Genomic DNA, 16,662 nt, shown 5'->3' on the forward strand with positions numbered 1-16,662 from the left:
ATGAAAGAGTTTACAGTACGAATGACTAAAAGATTCGTAGAAATAGCTTCTGAACCAATTAGAACAAAACAACATGTTATTATGTTAATGCTAGAAGCTATTCTATTACTGAAAAATGCTGATGTTTTAGAAAAACCAAGTAATAATTATATCATCTTAAAAGTTGATAAAATGAAACGGTTGTTTTTTGTAATTGAGAATAAGATTTTCTCATTTAATTTTCCTTTCAGTGTTGAAGTTCAGGAAGAAAGTAACAATTTAATAATTTACGATTCTATTACTAATTTAGAATTAAATGCGCTTAACCTTACAGTTCTGAAATTAGCGTTTAAAGAAACTTTTTTTGGAAAAGAAATTCAGGGGATTCTTGATTTGGATTCTGAATTGATGCAAGTTATAGACAGTTTTGAAACAAAACCGAATAAAGATGAAGTATGGCAAGTACTTAAAAACCTACAGATGTTTGAATCGGGTTATTTACGATACGATTATGATGAGGTGCACGAAAATGGTAAGTTACACCCATTAAATCATATTGATATAAATTATACTCCTCACGGTACCTTTAAGATTGGAATTAAAGATACACTTGATTGTAACGCTTTTATGGATATTCTTGACTTAAATACGGATAGTTATTTTATCTCAAAATGACGATATCCCAAAAACGTATGAGTAAACCTATAGATTACAAAGATCTTTCACCTAAGAAGGAAATTGCATAGAAAACAATTTTGTATATTCCTATGCAATCATTGATGTACATTTTTATATTGACTTTTACAGTCGATTTATTAAAACCAAAAGAAAACTAATACAATTCAAGACCATGCAAACTCATTTATAAACATTGTCCGTTTATAGATAGGTATGCGTGGTCTATTTTTATAAAATATATTTAATTACAGGTTTTAATATCTATAACAAAATCTCAACAGCAAAAAATAAATATCCATTAATCATTTATCTAGACTCAAGGAAATCATATATTTCTATTCCTTTTAACATATCGTCAATTTTAATGAGTAATTTCTCTACTAATATTCCAGGCAGATAGGCACGTGCTTTGGTGGCTTGCATCCATGCTGGTTTTGGATTATATTCGCCAATGTACCAATCAATGACTGTTGGTTTGATCATTTGACATAATCCAGCTACGCCAAATTGGCCTTTGGATTCTTTTGTAATAATTGCATGTAAAATTAAATGCTCGATTAAATCGCAGTAAACTAAGTTTTCTTTCTTTTGATAATTATATGAGTACTTAAATTCGGAAATGAATCTTAGGTCAGATAAGTTTTGGAATTTGTCTTCGCTTATGTGATGACAATATAATCCTTCGCTAGCTCTAGTGTATTTTCCTTTTGAAATACTTTTGATTTCTCCATTTAAAAATCGTGTGTATGATTTTTCCTTATAATAGTCATCGGTTACAGCGCCATATTTATTTAAAAGGTATGCTACAGCTTGCGAGTAAGTAGCGTCTAATAATTGACTATATTCATTATATTTAGCTGTATATTCGTTTTTCTCCATTTCAATATACCTCTTTTCAAACTTTATAAAATGAAATACTTGTAATTTAGAAAGAATAAAATCAATATCCACTTAGTTACGTTCGACTTTTATATGTCTATTACTCTTGCATAATGCGCCAATTGATTAATATTTTGTCATTGAATTCTACATTTTTGTATTGTTTTAATAGTTCTTCAGTTCTTTGTAAACAGACTGTAACTGTATCATCAATTGATAAATTAAATGCTGCAAAGTCTTCTAACTCTGTCCCTTTGTGAATTAAATCGATAATGTCGGTTTTCACATCAAGGGAAGAGAGTGTTTCCATCATATAAGGTGTAAAGAGCGAATGCTCTGCATTGTCGATTGAAATAATACCGAGTTTAAGTTGATTAAAAAGACCATGCATAGTCATTAAGGTGTATTTTTCAAGTTGTTGTATATTTTCAAATGTTATCATAGCGGTTCTCCTAAAAATTACGATTAATCAAAGTATACCCTTATTTAACTTTAGTTTCTGCTGAATTATTTTCACGGTTATCGTGTTTTTCTTCTTTATTAACAGCATTTTTATCGTTTTTATCATCGACTTTTTGATCTGGTGTATCATTTTGAATGGCTTTGTTATTGTCAATATCATGATGTTGAATGTCTTCCGACTCATTATCCATTTCAGCTTGATCACTCATACCTGGGTTGTATTTAGGGCTTCTCTTTTTAAATGCTTCAAATTCTTCTTTATCTTTTTCTGACATATCATCAAAAATATTAATAATCGTACCATTGTGTCGATTAACAATAGCGCAACGTTTTAAAGGTGTACCAACTGCATCGCGGACAAGATGTTCAACATAATATTCATGTTCATTACTTCGTTCAAGATTTGTTTTATAATTTAAAGTTTGATTTTCGTTAGCACCTCTTGCTTTGTAATCGTTTCGAACGATATCTTCGGCTTCTTGTGGTGTCATTTGCTTTTCTGTATTTGACTGTGTAGTGTTGTCAGTTTGTTGCGTCTTTTTATTAGTGTCATTTGATTTACTACTATTTTCTTTATGTTGATTAGCACCACAGGCAGTTAATAGTGACAATGATAATGTGATTGCAACGATAGCTTTGAATTTCATTTTTTTATCTCCTTGATTTGATTATGTATAATTAATTTTTCCGTAAAAGAAGGGTAGCCAAGCTACCCTGAAATTTTATTCTGTTGAAGCGTCGTACATGCTATCTTCATTGTGAATATTTTGACTAGGTGGTGCTTCACTAGTGGTAGGTTTGCTCTGGCGCATGGGCTCTACAGGAGTAGTTTCCTCATTAGATTCACTTTTTTCTACACTAGATTTATCACTTTTAGACGCATTCTGCTTATCCTCATCTTTATTAGACTTTTCGCTATCTTCAGAATCACTATCCTCACTAGAAGTTGTAGCAGGTGTAGTAGCCGAAGCTTCATAACTTACATTATCGCTATTTGAACTCGCAACAGCTACTTCTGTATCTTGCTTGTCTTTTTTAGCTTTTGATGTTTTTTTAGCATCGGATAAATCAAATGTAATCTTCTTGACGCTAAATAAACTAGAAATAACTTCTAATTTTTTATATTTTGCGTTGGCTATGTTTTCTGACACATCGAAAACAATTTTACCTTGAGCAGTGCTATCAGGATTTATACGCTGTAAGAAAAATGAATTTTCTATACTACCATTGTCACTTTGATTAGCAGACATTGAACCTGTATTATCTGCTTCAAATGTTTTATCACCGGATTTTAGCTTAAACATGGAACTATCAATTGTTAACGCTTCTTTACCTTTGTTTTTAATCGTCACATCAGCAACGACAAATATACCTTTAGCGTTTGTTGGTGCAAGAGATGGTCCTACAGATTTCATAGTTTCCACTGAATTTACAGTGACTTCAAGGTCGCCATTTTTAACAGTTTCACCGATTTTATGGGTTTTGTTCGTTTCTTTAGAACTATTTCCGCCAAGGTTACCAGTGATACCAGCTGTACAAGCTGAAATACCGATGATAATTAAAATAAATAATACTAGACAACCACCACAACCCCAGAACCATCCTTTTTTAGATTTCTTTTGTCCGTATTGCTGGTGCTGTTGGTTTTGTTGATTTTGGAAAGCTTGGAATTGTTCCCATTGTCTTCGCTCTTCTTCGCTTTTGAATTGATTGCTCATGCCTAAAAAATCTCCCTCATTATTTACTATGTGATTAGTGCATAAAGCTAAATACAATTTGAATTCAATTCGCTTGTTGTTTAATATTTATCAGGTTCACATGCACGTTTATCTTTATCTCTATCTAAATGTGGTCGATATGCTGGATGATCGGCAGTGACACCATTCGGATATACTTGTCTAAGTTGCTTACAATTAGCAAATGATTGTTGCTTGTTTGTTTCAGTTGATGGTGAAGTCTTAGGTTGAGTGGATTGATGATGATCACTTGGTTGTTGCTTTTCATTTAAATCATCTTTCAAGTCATCTTGTGATTCTTCTTCTGCAACGTTTGGTGTGTTAATTTCATCATCTGATTGATCTGTTGTTGTTATTTCATCAATTTCATGTTGATTATTTTCAGTATTTTCATTTGCGGGTACTTCTTCGGTTGATTGTAAATCCTTATCTGTTTCTGATTCTGATTTTTCTTCAGGCATATTTTCACTTTTATCTTCGTCTTTTTGAGTTAATTGCGTTTTTGATGATTGATTACTAGTGGAATTGTCATTATTACTAAACATCATTGAACAGGCTGATAATAAGATAATTAATAAAATAAAAGAAATAAGGCAACCGCCGCATCCTTTTAACATGCCACGTCTTTCAGAATTTTTAGCAGATTGGTTTTGATTCTTGTTGTTCTCTGTATTCAAAGGTAAATCTCCTCTATATTTATATGTTATTTTCATGATTTACTACATAAAACCTGGATGCATTTAAGAGGGAGTTATTAAGTGTAAAACGCTTTCACTATATCACATAATCATATTTTACCAAATTAGTAGTGGAAATACTTTAATTTTTTTCAAAACTTTAAAAACATTTTTGGATTGTAGAAGTGTTAATTTAATAATTGTAAAGTTGTATTACGACTCAAAATGACACGAACATGACAACATAATTTAACAAAATAATAATTTCTATTTGATATAATATATTGTATTTATTTTTAGAGGTGTTGCTTTTGAAAAAGTTTTTAAAATTCAAGGGGATGAAAATATGTTTAATGCTATATCTACTGATTTTTTTAAGTAGTTGTGGCACAAATAATAAAATAGTAGGCCAACGATTTGAAATACAACAACATAATGAAACAATAGGTAGTATTTACTTTTCAGTAGACTATGCACATATAAGAGGTATAGAAAAAGGCACTGTAAAATATTTCGTAGACAAGGTAGGCAGCAAACGTTACTTATTTATTGAATATATTCCGGATAATGTATTGAATTGTAAGCCGGACTTTTGGAAAACGTTAAAATATAAAAAGGACAAGATAACATATTATGTATATCTCATTGAAAATTTAGATGATGAAGTATTCCATTTAAGTGCATTACAAGACATGAATCGTATACCAATTGACATTGCAGATGATGTGGCAACAATGGGTAAATCACCACATCAGAATGACAGAATGACACTAAAATTAAATAAAAATAACTGATATTTAGTAGACGAATGATATAACGATATGTATTGAGCATTATAACAATCATATCAATGAATCAATTCGTCTACTTTTTTATATTTTTAAACATAACCACTGCTAGAATGTCATAAAATCGTTATAATTATAATGTAAATGATTTTGGAGGAATAGCGCATGGACTTTTGGTTATATAAACAAGCACAACAAAATGGACATCATATTGCGATAACAGACGGTCAAGAAACTTATACATATCAAAATTTATACTGTGAAGCGAGTCTATTGGCTAAAAGACTCAAGGCTTATCAACAATCTCGTGTTGGGCTATACATAGATAATTCGATTCAATCAATCATTTTAATACATGCATGTTGGTTGGCAAATATTGAAATTGCGATGATTAATACAAGGTTGACACCTAATGAGATGAAGAATCAGATGAGGTCAATCGATGTACAATTGATTTTTTGTACCTTGCCACTGGAATTGCGAGGGTTTCAAATTGTATCGTTGGATGATATTGAATTCGCTGGAACGGATATTACAATGAACGGTTTGTTGGACAAGACAATGGATATCCAATATGATACATCGAATGAAACTGTGGTGCCGAAAGAGTCGCCGCCCAACATATTAAATACATCATTTAATTTAGATGACATTGCATCGATTATGTTTACATCAGGGACAACTGGCCCTCAAAAAGCGGTGCCACAAACGTTTCGTAATCATTATGCCAGTGCAATCGGATGTAAAGAGAGCTTGGGATTTGATCGTGATACTAATTGGCTATCTGTCTTGCCGATTTATCATATTTCGGGTCTCAGTGTACTTTTAAGAGCTGCTATTGAAGGGTTTACTGTGCGCATTGTTGATAAATTCAATGCCGAACAAATTTTAACGATGATAAAAAATGAACGCATCACACACATTTCGCTTGTGCCACAAACTTTAAATTGGCTTATGCAACAAGGTTTACATGAACCTTATGATTTACAAAAAATATTACTCGGCGGTGCTAAATTATCTGCCACTATGATAGAGACGGCATTACAATATAACCTGCCAATTTATAATTCATTTGGTATGACTGAGACATGTTCGCAATTTTTAACAGCAACACCGGAAATGTTGCATGCACGTCCTGACACTGTAGGGATGCCAAGTGCCAATGTTGACGTAAAAATTAAAAATCCTAATAAAGAAGGTCATGGAGAATTAATGATTAAAGGCGCCAATGTGATGAATGGATATTTGTATCCAACAGATTTAACGGGTACGTTTGAAAATGGTTATTTTAATACGGGTGACATTGCTGAAATAGATCATGAAGGTTATGTCATGATTTATGACCGACGTAAAGATTTAATTATTAGTGGCGGTGAAAATATTTATCCATATCAAATTGAAACGGTAGCGAAGCAATTTCCAGGTATCAGTGACGCAGTATGTGTAGGGCATCCTGATGATACTTGGGGCCAAGTGCCTAAATTATATTTTGTCAGTGAAAGTGACATTTCAAAGGCACAATTGATTGCATATTTATCACAACATTTAGCGAAATATAAAGTACCGAAACACTTTGAAAAGGTTGATACTTTACCTTATACATCAACAGGTAAATTACAAAGAAATAAGTTGTATAGAGGATGATTTGATGAAGTTGACAGCTTTGCATTTTTATAAATATAGTGAGCCATTTAAGTCACAAATTGTAACACCGAAAGTCACTTTAACGCATCGTGATTGTTTGTTTATCGAATTGATTGATGATAAAGGAAATGCATATTTCGGGGAATGTAACGCTTTTCAAACAGATTGGTATGATCATGAAACAATTGCTTCAGTGAAACATGTAATTGAGCAATGGTTCGAAGATAATAGAAATAAATCATTTGAAACGTATGAAGCAGCACTAAAATTAGTAGATTCATTGGAAAATACGCCTGCTGCAAGGGCAACTATTGTCATGGCATTGTATCAAATGTTTCATGTACTGCCTTCATTTTCAGTAGCATATGGAGCGACAGCGAGCGGCTTATCAAATGAACAACTAGAGTCATTGAAAGCAACAAAGCCGACCAGAATTAAATTAAAATGGACGCCTCAAATCATGTATCAAATTAGAGTGTTACGGGAATTAGACTTCCACTTTCAATTGGTTATAGATGCAAATGAGTCCTTGGATCGTCAAGATTTTACACAGTTACAGTTATTAGCGCGTGAACAGGTTCTTTATATCGAAGAGCCATTTAAAGATATCTCCATGCTTGATGACGTAGTGGATGGAACAATACCTCCAATTGCTCTTGATGAAAAGGCGACGTCACTGTCGGCCATAATTAATTTGATAGAATTATACAATGTGAAAGTTGTCGTATTAAAACCATTTCGTTTAGGTGGCATTGATAAAGTGCAAACGGCAATTGATACTTTGAAAAGTCATGGTGTAAAAGTGGTTATTGGCGGCATGTACGAATATGGTTTAAGCCGTTATTTTACAGCGATGCTGGCTCGTAAAGGTGATTATCCAGGAGATGTTACACCAGCAGGTTATTATTTTGAACAAGATGTGGTGGCGCATTCAGGCATATTAAAAGAGGGGCGACTCGAATTTCGCCCCCCTTTAGTGGATATAACTCAATTACAACCATATTAATGGTTATGTTTATGTGAATGCTTGCTTGCTGACTTGTCTTTTTTTAACGGAACAGGGTCAAAGCCACCTTTATGAAGCGGATGACATTTTAAAATACGACGGATGCCTAAATAAAGGCCTTTGAAAGCACCGTGGTATTGAATCGCTTCTCTAGTGTACTCTGAACATGTTGGATAAAAACGACAAGTTGGTGGAGTGAGTGGCGAAATGAAACGCTGATAAAAATGAATCATCGCCAAGAATATCTTTTTCATAATTAATGCCTCCAACGATAGTAATTAACTATTATATTAACATACAATGTAGGGATGTGATGCGCGTGAAGTTTAGGGATAAAGATAATCGTCAAGTTAATTTGACATTTAAAAAGGATAATGAGATAGCAGATGGCAATCATGTGCTAGCTATTCCAACGTTTAAAAATCAATTGCTTTTTACCAAACATAATTTACGAGGTATTGAATTTCCTGGTGGTAAAAGGGAATGCGGGGAAAGTAGTGCTGAAGCAGTTACCCGTGAATTATATGAAGAAACAGGTGCCAAAGTTAAAAATATTCATTACATAGCACAATATACCATTGAAACACATGATCAAACTGATTTTGTAAAAGATGTATATTTTATCGAAGTTGAATCATTGGTAAGCAAGAACGATTATTTAGAAACAGCAGGGCCAGTGTTGTTTAACTGTATCAATGATATTGAACTCGCACAACGGAGTTTCTTACTGCAAGATAGTACCATTTTAAAATGCGTAGAGAGGGTGCAATCACTTGGATTTTATCAAACGTAAACGAATGCCAATTGAATCTTTTACGCATCAATTCGAAGAAATTACATATTTGTCAGATGACTTACAAGTAAAAGCTTTAATGATGACACCACATCATGAAGTAAAACGCATTGTAGTATATTTGCGAGGTGGCAAAGGCCAAGTAGGACGTGTGCGCGCAGGTAGATTAATGCAATTTTCAGATAGTCAAACTTTAGTGATTGGGCCATACTACCGAGGTAACAATGGCAGTGAAGGTAAAGATGAATTTTATCGTGGCGATTTAAATGATGTGACGCAACTATTAAGGTTGCTACATAATAAATATCCGCAAGCTTTTATTCATATGGTTGGTTTTTCAAGAGGTGGACTACAAGGGTTGTTGACGTTTCAAGATCTACCAGTAAGTAGTTATATCATCTGGGGTGGAGTCTCAGATATTGATTTGATGTATGAAGAGCGCGTTGATTTAAGAGGGATGTTACGTAGAATGATTGGTCATCCGAAAAAAGATCGAGCAGCATATGAGGCACGCCAAGCGATTCCAAACATTAATGAAAACAGTCCACCAATATTAATTGTACATGGAGGGAAAGACCAGCAAGTTGGTATTCATCATGCGTATTATTTAGCGGATCAACTAGAGTTAAAAGGTGCCACGCATGAAACTTTTTATCAAATGGCAGAAGGACATGTGCCAAGACCACCAGCGATGGTTGAAACATTGACTTATATTAAAGAGTTTATGAACCAAGTTGAGTTGCATAGGTAGTATGAAACGTGGTGTGCACATGGGAACTATCAATCTTTGAAGATGTGTGATATACGTTGAATGAGGAATCGGTATTTAATGCAAAGTGGGGCAACATGCATAGCGTTAGGAATCGGTACTTTATGTGAAGACGTGCTGCTTCCATTGAATGAGTGATGCGAGTTTGGCACGAAGGTCACCTTAAATGTGCTTTGTTGTAATAAAATTGCCTATAAACTCTTACCATATAAAATAAGAGGAGCCAACCATTGTTAAAATATAACAGCGGTTGGCTCTTTAATTAGTATGCAAATTTATTTGTTGAAGCTACCTTTTTCAGCAATATGTTCAACTTTTTCACCAAATTTTTCGAAGTTCTTTTCAAAACGTTGAATTAAATCTTCTGCTTGTGCTTTATATTTCTCTTTGTCGCTCCAAGCATTAATTGGATTTAAAATTGTTTTCGGTACATCTTCAATTTCTACAGGAATGCTTAAACCAAATGTACTATCTTTTGTATATTCTGCATTTTTCAATTTACCAGAAATCGCTTGGTTTACCATTTGACGTGTGTAATGTAAGCTGATTCTACGTCCTACACCATATTTTCCGCCAGTCCATCCAGTATTAACAAGATAAACATCAACATCATGTAAATCGATAAGTTCACCTAATAAATCAGCGTAAACAGTAGGGTGTAACGGGAAGAACGGTGCGCCGAAACATGTTGAGAATGATGGTTCAGGTTCTGTCACACCACGCTCTGTACCAGCTAATTTAGAAGTGAAACCACTCAAGAAATGATACATTGCTTGGTCTTTATTTAACTTTGAAATCGGTGGAATAACACCAAATGCATCCGCAGTTAAGAAAATAATTGTATTTGGATGTGCTGCTTTTGATGGTACTACAATATTGTCAATGTGATTAATTGGATAAGCCGCACGTGTATTTTCTGTATAACGATTATCTTCAAAGTCCACTGAACCATCTTCTGAAACAACCGTGTTTTCTAGGATTGCACCATATTTGATTGCGTCAAAAATCTGTGGTTCTTTTTCTTTGGAAAGATTAATTGCTTTTGCATAGCAGCCACCTTCGATATTAAAGACCCCGTTTTTATTCCAGCCGTGTTCATCATCACCGATTAGTTTACGGTGTGGGTCAGCCGATAAGGTTGTTTTACCTGTGCCAGATAGACCAAAGAATAATGCAACATCGCCTTTTTCACCAACGTTTGCTGAGCAATGCATGCTCATAATATCTTGCATCGGTAAGAGATAATTCATTACAGAGAAGATACCTTTTTTCATTTCACCAGCGTATTCAGTACCGCCGATTAAAATGACTTTGTGTTTAAATGAAATAATGACAAAGGTTTCAGATTTAGTACCATCAACTTCTGGATCTGCTTTAAAATGTGGGGCAGAAACGATAGTGAAGTTAGGTTTAATCTTTGTAGCTTCTTCTTTTGATTCAGGTCTAATAAACATATTTTTAGCAAATAAATTATGCCATGCTAATTCATTGATGACTGTAAGTTTTAACATTGTATCTTTATCGCTACCAGCGTAGCCTTTAAATACGTATAATTCATCTTTTTTATCTAAATAGTCTAGTACTTTATGGTATAACTTCAAGAAAGTTTCTTCATCGATAGGTTGATTAATTTCTCCCCAATCAATGTTATCTCTATATGAAGGTTCAGAGACAAAAAATTTGTCTTTAGGCGAACGACCAGTATATTTTCCAGTACTTGCATTAACAGCACCAAGTTCTGTTAATACCCCTTCGTTATTGTCTAAGATTTTATTATAAAGTTGTGTCGTCGAAAGTTGAAAATGTGACGTTGGTTTTTTCAGTAATTTGTCAATTTTAGTTGTTTCAGTGTATGTGTCTACTGACATCCTAAATCCCTCCAAAGCGATAATTTAAATGTAAGCCTTTACATTTAATTAGTATAACACATTAACATAATTAATCTACAATATTTTACTGTAAATTTATTTGTGAAAAATTGACATTAATTCATTAATTAGGTACTATTATTTTTAACGGATTCTCTTATCCTGAGTGGTGGAGGGACATGGACCCAATGAAACCCAGCAACCTCTTTTTTTATAAAAGAAAGGTGCCAAACCGTTTGCAGACAAATAGGTCTGAACGATAAGAGCGAATGGACGTATTAGGCCTTCTCTCTATATTAATAGTTAGAAGGTCTTTTTTATTTAGCTCACAGAGAGAGAATTTTCGTAATATAAATTTAAAGGAGCAAACTATGTTAAATAACAAACGATTATTTACTTCAGAGTCTGTTACAGAAGGACACCCAGATAAAATCGCTGACCAAGTGTCAGATGCAATATTAGATGCTATTTTAAAAGACGACCCAAATGCACGTGTAGCTTGTGAAACAACTGTTACAACAGGTATGGCATTGATCGCCGGCGAAATTTCTACAACAACATATGTTGATATTCCGAAAGTTGTTAGAGAAACAATCAAAGAAATTGGATACACAAGAGCAAAATATGGTTATGATTATGAAACAATGGCAATTTTAACTGCGATTGATGAACAATCACCTGACATTGCACAAGGCGTGGATAAAGCATTAGAGTATCGTGATAAAGATAGCGAAGAAGAAATTGAAGCAACAGGTGCAGGTGACCAAGGTTTAATGTTTGGTTACGCAACGAATGAAACAGAAACGTACATGCCTCTAGCAATTTATTTATCACATCAATTGGCAAAACGTTTATCTGATGTGCGTAAAGATGGTACGTTAAATTATTTACGACCAGACGGTAAAGTTCAGGTCACTGTTGAATATGATGAAAATGATAACCCTGTACGTATTGATACGATTGTCGTATCAACACAACATGCTGAGGATGTGACACTTGAACAAATTCAAGAAGACATCAAAGCTCATGTCATTTATCCAACTGTTCCAGAAAACTTGATTAATGAACAAACTAAATTCTACATCAATCCTACAGGACGCTTTGTAATCGGTGGACCTCAAGGTGATGCAGGATTAACAGGACGTAAAATCATTGTTGATACGTACGGTGGCTATGCACGTCATGGTGGCGGATGCTTCAGTGGTAAGGACCCTACAAAAGTAGACCGTTCAGCTGCATACGCTGCACGTTATGTGGCTAAAAATATTGTTGCAGCAGGTTTAGCAGATCAATGTGAAGTACAATTGGCATATGCGATTGGTGTTGCAGAACCAGTGTCAATTGCAATTGATACATTTGGAACAGGTAAAGTTTCTGAAGGACAACTTGTCGAAGCGGTTAGAAAACACTTTGACCTAAGACCTGCAGGTATTATTAAAATGCTTGATTTGAAACAACCGATTTACAAACAAACTGCTGCTTATGGTCATTTTGGACGTACAGATGTCTTATTCCCATGGGAAAAATTAGACAAAGTGGAAGAATTAAAAGACGCAGTAAAATAATAAAATGAATTGAATATAGCTAAATAAAAGATTTTCGGTATATAAATGATAATATGTATCGAAAATCTTTAGCTTTTCTATTATAATTAAAGTTATTCATATATTAAAAAGGAGCGTTGTTGTGATGGATTTATCTTCACCGGTAGTCATTGGACTCATTATTGCAGTAGTCATTGCATTAATCTTTTTTGTCCTTTTCTTAGTTGCCTTAGGTAGTAAGAAAAAAGTTAAGCGACAAACAGAAGAAAAGTATGAACAACAAGAACAAAACATTAAAAAGTCTCATGAAGAAGCTTTAGAGAAAGAGCGTATTCAAAATAAAAAGACAATTACAAAACAACAAGAAGATTATAATCACATGGTTAGTACAAAAGATCGTGAGATTGACGCATTAAAATTGTTCTCGAAAAATCATAGTGAATATGTAACGGACATGAGATTAATTGGTATTCGTGAAAGATTAGTTAAAGAAAAACGAATTCGACCAGAAGATATGCACATTATGGCAAATATCTTTTTACCAAAGGATGGCTTTAATAATATTGAACGAATTAGTCATTTAGTATTAACAAGAACTGGTCTTTATATCATTGATTCTCAATTGTTAAAAGGTCATGTTTATAATGGTATAAGTGGCGGTCAATTTAAAGATTTACCACCTATGGAACAAGTATTTGATACATTGGATTTAGATAAATCTAGACCGCAAACTATTGTGATGGATCAAAATGATGACAAACGTTCATTATCATTTGTAAATTATTCAGATCAAATTGAGGCGATTAAACAATTGGCTGAAGACTTACAAAAAGAATTAGGTGCTAAATATACACCGACTTCAATTTTATACTTTAATCCTAAAAATGAAGGCGATGTAACGATTTCAAATTATAATCAAAATAGTGCTGTCAAAGTGCTTGTCGGTGCTGAACAATTAGACGAGTTCTTTAACAAATTTGTATTCCATGGTCGTATTCAATACAACGTGGAAGACTTACAACAAATGATGGATAAAATTGAATCATTCAATTAAATGTTAGGCTGAAGTGATGACTATATGTTGTTACTTCGGCTTTTTTAGTTTGTCATAAATTAAACAGAATTACTTTTACATTTTGATTAGTATTTGAGAGATATTACTATAATTTTAGTGGTTGATTGCTATAAGTGTTTTTTATCATGTATTCAACTCAGATTTGTTATGATAACAGGGTATAATACATCAAAAAGGTGAGGCGATATTTATGGAGGTTAAAACATTTTATAATGGAAACACGATGCCACAAATTGGTTTAGGGACATTTCGTGTGGAAAATGATGAAAATTGCATGGAAAGTGTTAAGTATGCCATTGAACAAGGATATCGTAGTATTGATACCGCAAAAGTTTATGGGAATGAAGAACAAGTAGGTGCTGGCATTCGTGCCGGATTGGAATCAACTGGTATTGCTAGAGAAGACTTATTTATTACTTCAAAATTATATTTTGAGGATTTTGGTCGTGAAAATGTAGCAGCTGCCTACGAAGCTAGTTTATCTAGATTAGGTTTAAAATACTTAGATTTATATCTAGTTCATTGGCCAGGTACGAACGAAGCCGTAATGGTTGATACATGGAAAGGTATGGAAGATTTATATAAAAATAATAAAGTTAAAAATATAGGTGTCAGCAATTTTGAACCTGAACATTTGGAAGCTTTATTGGCACAAGTGTCAATTAAACCTGTAATTAATCAGGTTGAATATCATCCATATTTAACGCAACATAAATTGAAATTATATTTGGCAGCACAACATATCGTGATGGAATCTTGGTCACCATTGATGAATGCACAAATTTTAAATGATGAGGCAATTAAAGACATTGCTCAAGAATTAGGAAAGTCACCTGCCCAAGTTGTTTTAAGATGGAATGTGCAACATGGTGTGGTTACAATCCCTAAATCGGTGACACCAAACAGAATCTCTGAAAACTTCCAAATATTTGATTTCGAATTATCAGATGAACAAATGAAGCGAATTGATGGTTTAAATCAAGATAAGAGAATTGGACCTGATCCAAAAACTTTTGAAGGCTAGATTAAAATCGCTCAACTGATGAAAAGGTTAGATGAATTGTCAACGTTAGGTAATAGCAATATTGCTTAACGTTTTTATTTTCGACTAGTTTGGAGAATTTATTGACATTCACATTATTTAAACGGCAACGAAGATTGTTTTATTTTGATAGGCATTATATGGTGCTAAAAAATTTGCATGAAAATTAAAAAATGCTTCGTTCAGGAAGGTGTCGTAATTTACCTATTTACTGAATGAAGCATTTTATTTTTAAATATGATAGCCAATATAACAAGCTATAAATCCAATGATGAATTGTAAAAGTGAATAATTGAGAAAAAGGTTAATATTAAATTTTGGCGTCATCATTAGTGTAAGTTCCTTGGCTAACGTTGAGAATGTTGTTAAGCCACCTAAAAAACCGGTAACAAAGAACGCAGGGAACCATGAGATTGAAATTGATAAGCCTATAGTTAATCCAATTAAAAAACTACCAACTAGATTTACTATCAATGTTGCGATAGGTAACTTTGAAGTAAATTTATGATTAAAATAATCAGTAATGGCACTTCTAGCAATTGCACCGAAACCGCCGCCAATCATGACTAAAATGATTGATATCATGATAAACCACCACCTAGTTTTATACCGACGTAACATAACAAAATACCAAAGACATAACTTGTTATAGCATATAGTAGTAAAGTTATAAATTGTTGATGATCAAACATATGTATTAATTCTAATTGAAATGTTGAAAAAGTCGTTAAAGCACCAAGAAAACCAGTCGTAATAGCTTTTTTTAGGGTCGGATGGTTTGAAAAAAATGCAATTGTTAAGGCTGTTAGTAATCCCATTACAAAGGCACCAGTCAAATTGGCTACCAGTGTTCCGATTGGAAAACCTCCGTCAGTATTCAGAAAAGAAATGAGGTAACGTAATAAAGCGCCTAAAGCACCACCGATAAAAATATATACATATTGCATTTGGTTCACCTCGAAAAGAAGTAGTTTGAATTTAAAAAAGAGGTTTTGGCAACGCGACGACAAAAATTGTCGATGCATTATCAAACCTCATTATATGTTATATCTTGTTGTATAACTATAGCGATTAGATGCATAGTTATGATTTCGAAAATCTAATATTTTTTATACGCAACAACGTCATCAAATTGATTTACTTATTATGGCATGAAACATTGTATTGTTTTGTATTAAGGCTACATTGACATTTTATCTTTTTTAAATAAAACCGAATGTACGAACAATTGAAAAGATATGTACTAAAATAACGATTAGAATAATCCAAGGCAAACTTTTACTCGCAATTCTAATCCAATCTGCATCAGGCTTTAGTGATTTAATTGAACGATCTGCAAAAATTATAGATAAAATTAATACAATTGAGTTAATAACACTGCAGAAAAGTATTAATTTAATAAAAGAATTAAAAAGTCCACTTAGGAAAACGTTATTTGTATTAAAGAAAAAGCTTAAAATAATCATTAAGCTAGATAAGTAAAAGTATTTTTTTGAACGAGACATGCTAGACCTCCTGGATGGTTATCATTTACATATCGTATCATAAACAATCATAAAACAATAGTTTAATTACCTTGTTGACACAATGTTGCTAAAGTCATTTTTAAAAATATAGGCAAAAAATTAGCTATATATTATAAAAGCGTGATATAAATGTTTTATATAACAAAGAAATAAAAATCATTTTTTACAAATGGTTGTAAGAAAAAGACATGCAGAT

Annotated in this window: 19 protein-coding genes and 1 riboswitch; of the genes, 9 read left to right on the plus strand and 10 right to left on the minus strand. The window is 33.1% G+C overall.

From position 1 onward, the window contains the following. Positions 1–654, plus strand: a complete 654-nt coding sequence (locus ACXQH5_RS09485) for a hypothetical protein (RefSeq protein ID WP_000657815.1) — start codon at positions 1–3, stop codon at positions 652–654. A 309-nt stretch (positions 655–963) separates the two neighbouring features. Here the strand turns inward: ACXQH5_RS09485 and ACXQH5_RS09490 are convergent, their stop codons facing one another. The 5 genes from ACXQH5_RS09490 to ACXQH5_RS09510 all read right to left on the minus strand — a co-directional run bounded on the left by ACXQH5_RS09490 (position 964) and on the right by ACXQH5_RS09510 (position 4,447). Beyond that, entirely contained in the window at positions 964–1,536 is a 573-nt protein-coding gene (locus tag ACXQH5_RS09490; protein ID WP_000414219.1) for a hypothetical protein, read from the minus strand. A 100-nt stretch (positions 1,537–1,636) separates the two neighbouring features. After that, positions 1,637–1,978, minus strand: a complete 342-nt coding sequence (locus tag ACXQH5_RS09495; RefSeq protein WP_000627534.1) for a DUF3969 family protein — start codon at positions 1,976–1,978, stop codon at positions 1,637–1,639. Between the two features lie 40 nt (positions 1,979–2,018). After that, positions 2,019–2,645 (minus strand): hypothetical protein, encoded by a 627-nt coding sequence (locus ACXQH5_RS09500; protein ID WP_000669039.1) that lies wholly within the window; start codon positions 2,643–2,645, stop codon positions 2,019–2,021. 75 nt (positions 2,646–2,720) lie between these two features. Further along, positions 2,721–3,716, minus strand: a complete 996-nt coding sequence (locus ACXQH5_RS09505) for a DUF4352 domain-containing protein (RefSeq protein WP_000070638.1) — start codon at positions 3,714–3,716, stop codon at positions 2,721–2,723. A gap of 80 nt (positions 3,717–3,796) precedes the next feature. Further along, positions 3,797–4,447: an excalibur calcium-binding domain-containing protein gene (locus ACXQH5_RS09510; RefSeq protein WP_001838615.1), complete on the minus strand. Its 651-nt coding sequence runs from the start codon at positions 4,445–4,447 to the stop codon at positions 3,797–3,799. Positions 4,448–4,749: 302 nt separating this feature from the next. Between ACXQH5_RS09510 and ACXQH5_RS09515 the strand changes: the two genes are divergently transcribed. From ACXQH5_RS09515 to menC, 3 genes are all read left to right on the plus strand, one after another. Then, entirely contained in the window at positions 4,750–5,205 is a 456-nt protein-coding gene (locus ACXQH5_RS09515; RefSeq protein WP_078065177.1) for a DUF4909 domain-containing protein, read from the plus strand. Positions 5,206–5,364: 159 nt separating this feature from the next. Next, positions 5,365–6,843 (plus strand): o-succinylbenzoate--CoA ligase, encoded by a 1,479-nt coding sequence (menE, locus tag ACXQH5_RS09520; RefSeq protein ID WP_000348384.1) that lies wholly within the window; start codon positions 5,365–5,367, stop codon positions 6,841–6,843. A 4-nt stretch (positions 6,844–6,847) separates the two neighbouring features. Next, positions 6,848–7,849, plus strand: a complete 1,002-nt coding sequence (gene menC, locus ACXQH5_RS09525; RefSeq protein ID WP_000778518.1) for an o-succinylbenzoate synthase — start codon at positions 6,848–6,850, stop codon at positions 7,847–7,849. Here menC and yidD read toward each other — a convergent pair. Further along, a complete protein-coding gene (yidD, locus tag ACXQH5_RS09530) occupies positions 7,846–8,103 on the minus strand; it encodes a membrane protein insertion efficiency factor YidD (RefSeq protein WP_000718107.1) in 258 nt (85 codons plus the stop codon). The two genes, menC and yidD, sit on opposite strands and share 4 nt — an antisense overlap. 65 nt (positions 8,104–8,168) lie before the next feature. On the opposite strand from yidD, the gene ytkD reads away from it, so the two are divergent. Then, the gene (ytkD, locus tag ACXQH5_RS09535; protein ID WP_000672009.1) at positions 8,169–8,642 is read left to right on the plus strand and encodes an RNA deprotection pyrophosphohydrolase; all 474 of its coding nucleotides are present in this window, start codon (positions 8,169–8,171) and stop codon (positions 8,640–8,642) included. Between the two features lie 4 nt (positions 8,643–8,646). Beyond that, positions 8,647–9,393: an alpha/beta hydrolase family protein gene (locus ACXQH5_RS09540; protein ID WP_078065176.1), complete on the plus strand. Its 747-nt coding sequence runs from the start codon at positions 8,647–8,649 to the stop codon at positions 9,391–9,393. Between the two features lie 293 nt (positions 9,394–9,686). On the opposite strand, the gene pckA is transcribed toward ACXQH5_RS09540, so the two are convergent. Next, entirely contained in the window at positions 9,687–11,279 is a 1,593-nt protein-coding gene (pckA, locus tag ACXQH5_RS09545; RefSeq protein WP_000109912.1) for a phosphoenolpyruvate carboxykinase (ATP), read from the minus strand. Positions 11,280–11,433: 154 nt separating this feature from the next. Beyond that, positions 11,434–11,545: riboswitch (SAM riboswitch) on the plus strand. 105 nt (positions 11,546–11,650) lie between these two features. Between pckA and metK the strand changes: the two genes are divergently transcribed. The 3 genes from metK to ACXQH5_RS09560 all read left to right on the plus strand — a co-directional run bounded on the left by metK (position 11,651) and on the right by ACXQH5_RS09560 (position 14,922). Then, positions 11,651–12,844, plus strand: a complete 1,194-nt coding sequence (metK, locus tag ACXQH5_RS09550) for a methionine adenosyltransferase (protein ID WP_000933822.1) — start codon at positions 11,651–11,653, stop codon at positions 12,842–12,844. 124 nt (positions 12,845–12,968) lie between these two features. Further along, positions 12,969–13,877 (plus strand): nuclease-related domain-containing protein, encoded by a 909-nt coding sequence (locus ACXQH5_RS09555; protein ID WP_000366163.1) that lies wholly within the window; start codon positions 12,969–12,971, stop codon positions 13,875–13,877. A gap of 211 nt (positions 13,878–14,088) precedes the next feature. Beyond that, positions 14,089–14,922: an aldo/keto reductase gene (locus ACXQH5_RS09560; RefSeq protein ID WP_000453310.1), complete on the plus strand. Its 834-nt coding sequence runs from the start codon at positions 14,089–14,091 to the stop codon at positions 14,920–14,922. Between the two features lie 249 nt (positions 14,923–15,171). Here the strand turns inward: ACXQH5_RS09560 and ACXQH5_RS09565 are convergent, their stop codons facing one another. From ACXQH5_RS09565 to ACXQH5_RS09575, 3 genes are all read right to left on the minus strand, one after another. Continuing rightward, positions 15,172–15,525, minus strand: a complete 354-nt coding sequence (locus tag ACXQH5_RS09565; RefSeq protein ID WP_000623471.1) for a fluoride efflux transporter FluC — start codon at positions 15,523–15,525, stop codon at positions 15,172–15,174. Continuing rightward, a complete protein-coding gene (gene crcB / locus ACXQH5_RS09570; RefSeq protein ID WP_001200550.1) occupies positions 15,522–15,887 on the minus strand; it encodes a fluoride efflux transporter CrcB in 366 nt (121 codons plus the stop codon). The genes ACXQH5_RS09565 and crcB overlap by 4 nt, the downstream gene beginning before the upstream one ends. Positions 15,888–16,142: 255 nt before the next feature. Next, positions 16,143–16,445, minus strand: a complete 303-nt coding sequence (locus ACXQH5_RS09575) for a hypothetical protein (RefSeq protein ID WP_000091445.1) — start codon at positions 16,443–16,445, stop codon at positions 16,143–16,145. Between the last annotated feature and the right edge of the window lie 217 nt (positions 16,446–16,662).

Source organism: Staphylococcus sp. SA22, assembly GCF_054165785.1.

What these genes read in the sequence shown, in the direction of transcription:
- menC (WP_000778518.1), top strand. Translation starts at nt 6,848, where the DNA reads ATGAAGTTGACAGCTTTGCATTTTTATAAATATAGTGAGCCATTTAAG.
- ACXQH5_RS09560 (WP_000453310.1), top strand. Translation starts at nt 14,089, where the DNA reads ATGGAGGTTAAAACATTTTATAATGGAAACACGATGCCACAAATTGGT.
- menE (WP_000348384.1), top strand. Translation starts at nt 5,365, where the DNA reads ATGGACTTTTGGTTATATAAACAAGCACAACAAAATGGACATCATATT.
- yidD (WP_000718107.1), bottom strand. Translation starts at nt 8,103, where the DNA reads ATGAAAAAGATATTCTTGGCGATGATTCATTTTTATCAGCGTTTCATT.
- ACXQH5_RS09515 (WP_078065177.1), top strand. Translation starts at nt 4,750, where the DNA reads ATGAAAATATGTTTAATGCTATATCTACTGATTTTTTTAAGTAGTTGT.
- ACXQH5_RS09500 (WP_000669039.1), bottom strand. Translation starts at nt 2,645, where the DNA reads ATGAAATTCAAAGCTATCGTTGCAATCACATTATCATTGTCACTATTA.
- ACXQH5_RS09505 (WP_000070638.1), bottom strand. Translation starts at nt 3,716, where the DNA reads ATGAGCAATCAATTCAAAAGCGAAGAAGAGCGAAGACAATGGGAACAA.
- ACXQH5_RS09575 (WP_000091445.1), bottom strand. Translation starts at nt 16,445, where the DNA reads ATGTCTCGTTCAAAAAAATACTTTTACTTATCTAGCTTAATGATTATT.
- pckA (WP_000109912.1), bottom strand. Translation starts at nt 11,279, where the DNA reads ATGTCAGTAGACACATACACTGAAACAACTAAAATTGACAAATTACTG.
- metK (WP_000933822.1), top strand. Translation starts at nt 11,651, where the DNA reads ATGTTAAATAACAAACGATTATTTACTTCAGAGTCTGTTACAGAAGGA.
- ACXQH5_RS09565 (WP_000623471.1), bottom strand. Translation starts at nt 15,525, where the DNA reads ATGATATCAATCATTTTAGTCATGATTGGCGGCGGTTTCGGTGCAATT.
- ACXQH5_RS09510 (WP_001838615.1), bottom strand. Translation starts at nt 4,447, where the DNA reads ATGAAAATAACATATAAATATAGAGGAGATTTACCTTTGAATACAGAG.
- ACXQH5_RS09540 (WP_078065176.1), top strand. Translation starts at nt 8,647, where the DNA reads ATGCCAATTGAATCTTTTACGCATCAATTCGAAGAAATTACATATTTG.
- ACXQH5_RS09490 (WP_000414219.1), bottom strand. Translation starts at nt 1,536, where the DNA reads ATGGAGAAAAACGAATATACAGCTAAATATAATGAATATAGTCAATTA.
- ACXQH5_RS09555 (WP_000366163.1), top strand. Translation starts at nt 12,969, where the DNA reads ATGGATTTATCTTCACCGGTAGTCATTGGACTCATTATTGCAGTAGTC.
- ACXQH5_RS09495 (WP_000627534.1), bottom strand. Translation starts at nt 1,978, where the DNA reads ATGATAACATTTGAAAATATACAACAACTTGAAAAATACACCTTAATG.
- crcB (WP_001200550.1), bottom strand. Translation starts at nt 15,887, where the DNA reads ATGCAATATGTATATATTTTTATCGGTGGTGCTTTAGGCGCTTTATTA.
- ACXQH5_RS09485 (WP_000657815.1), top strand. Translation starts at nt 1, where the DNA reads ATGAAAGAGTTTACAGTACGAATGACTAAAAGATTCGTAGAAATAGCT.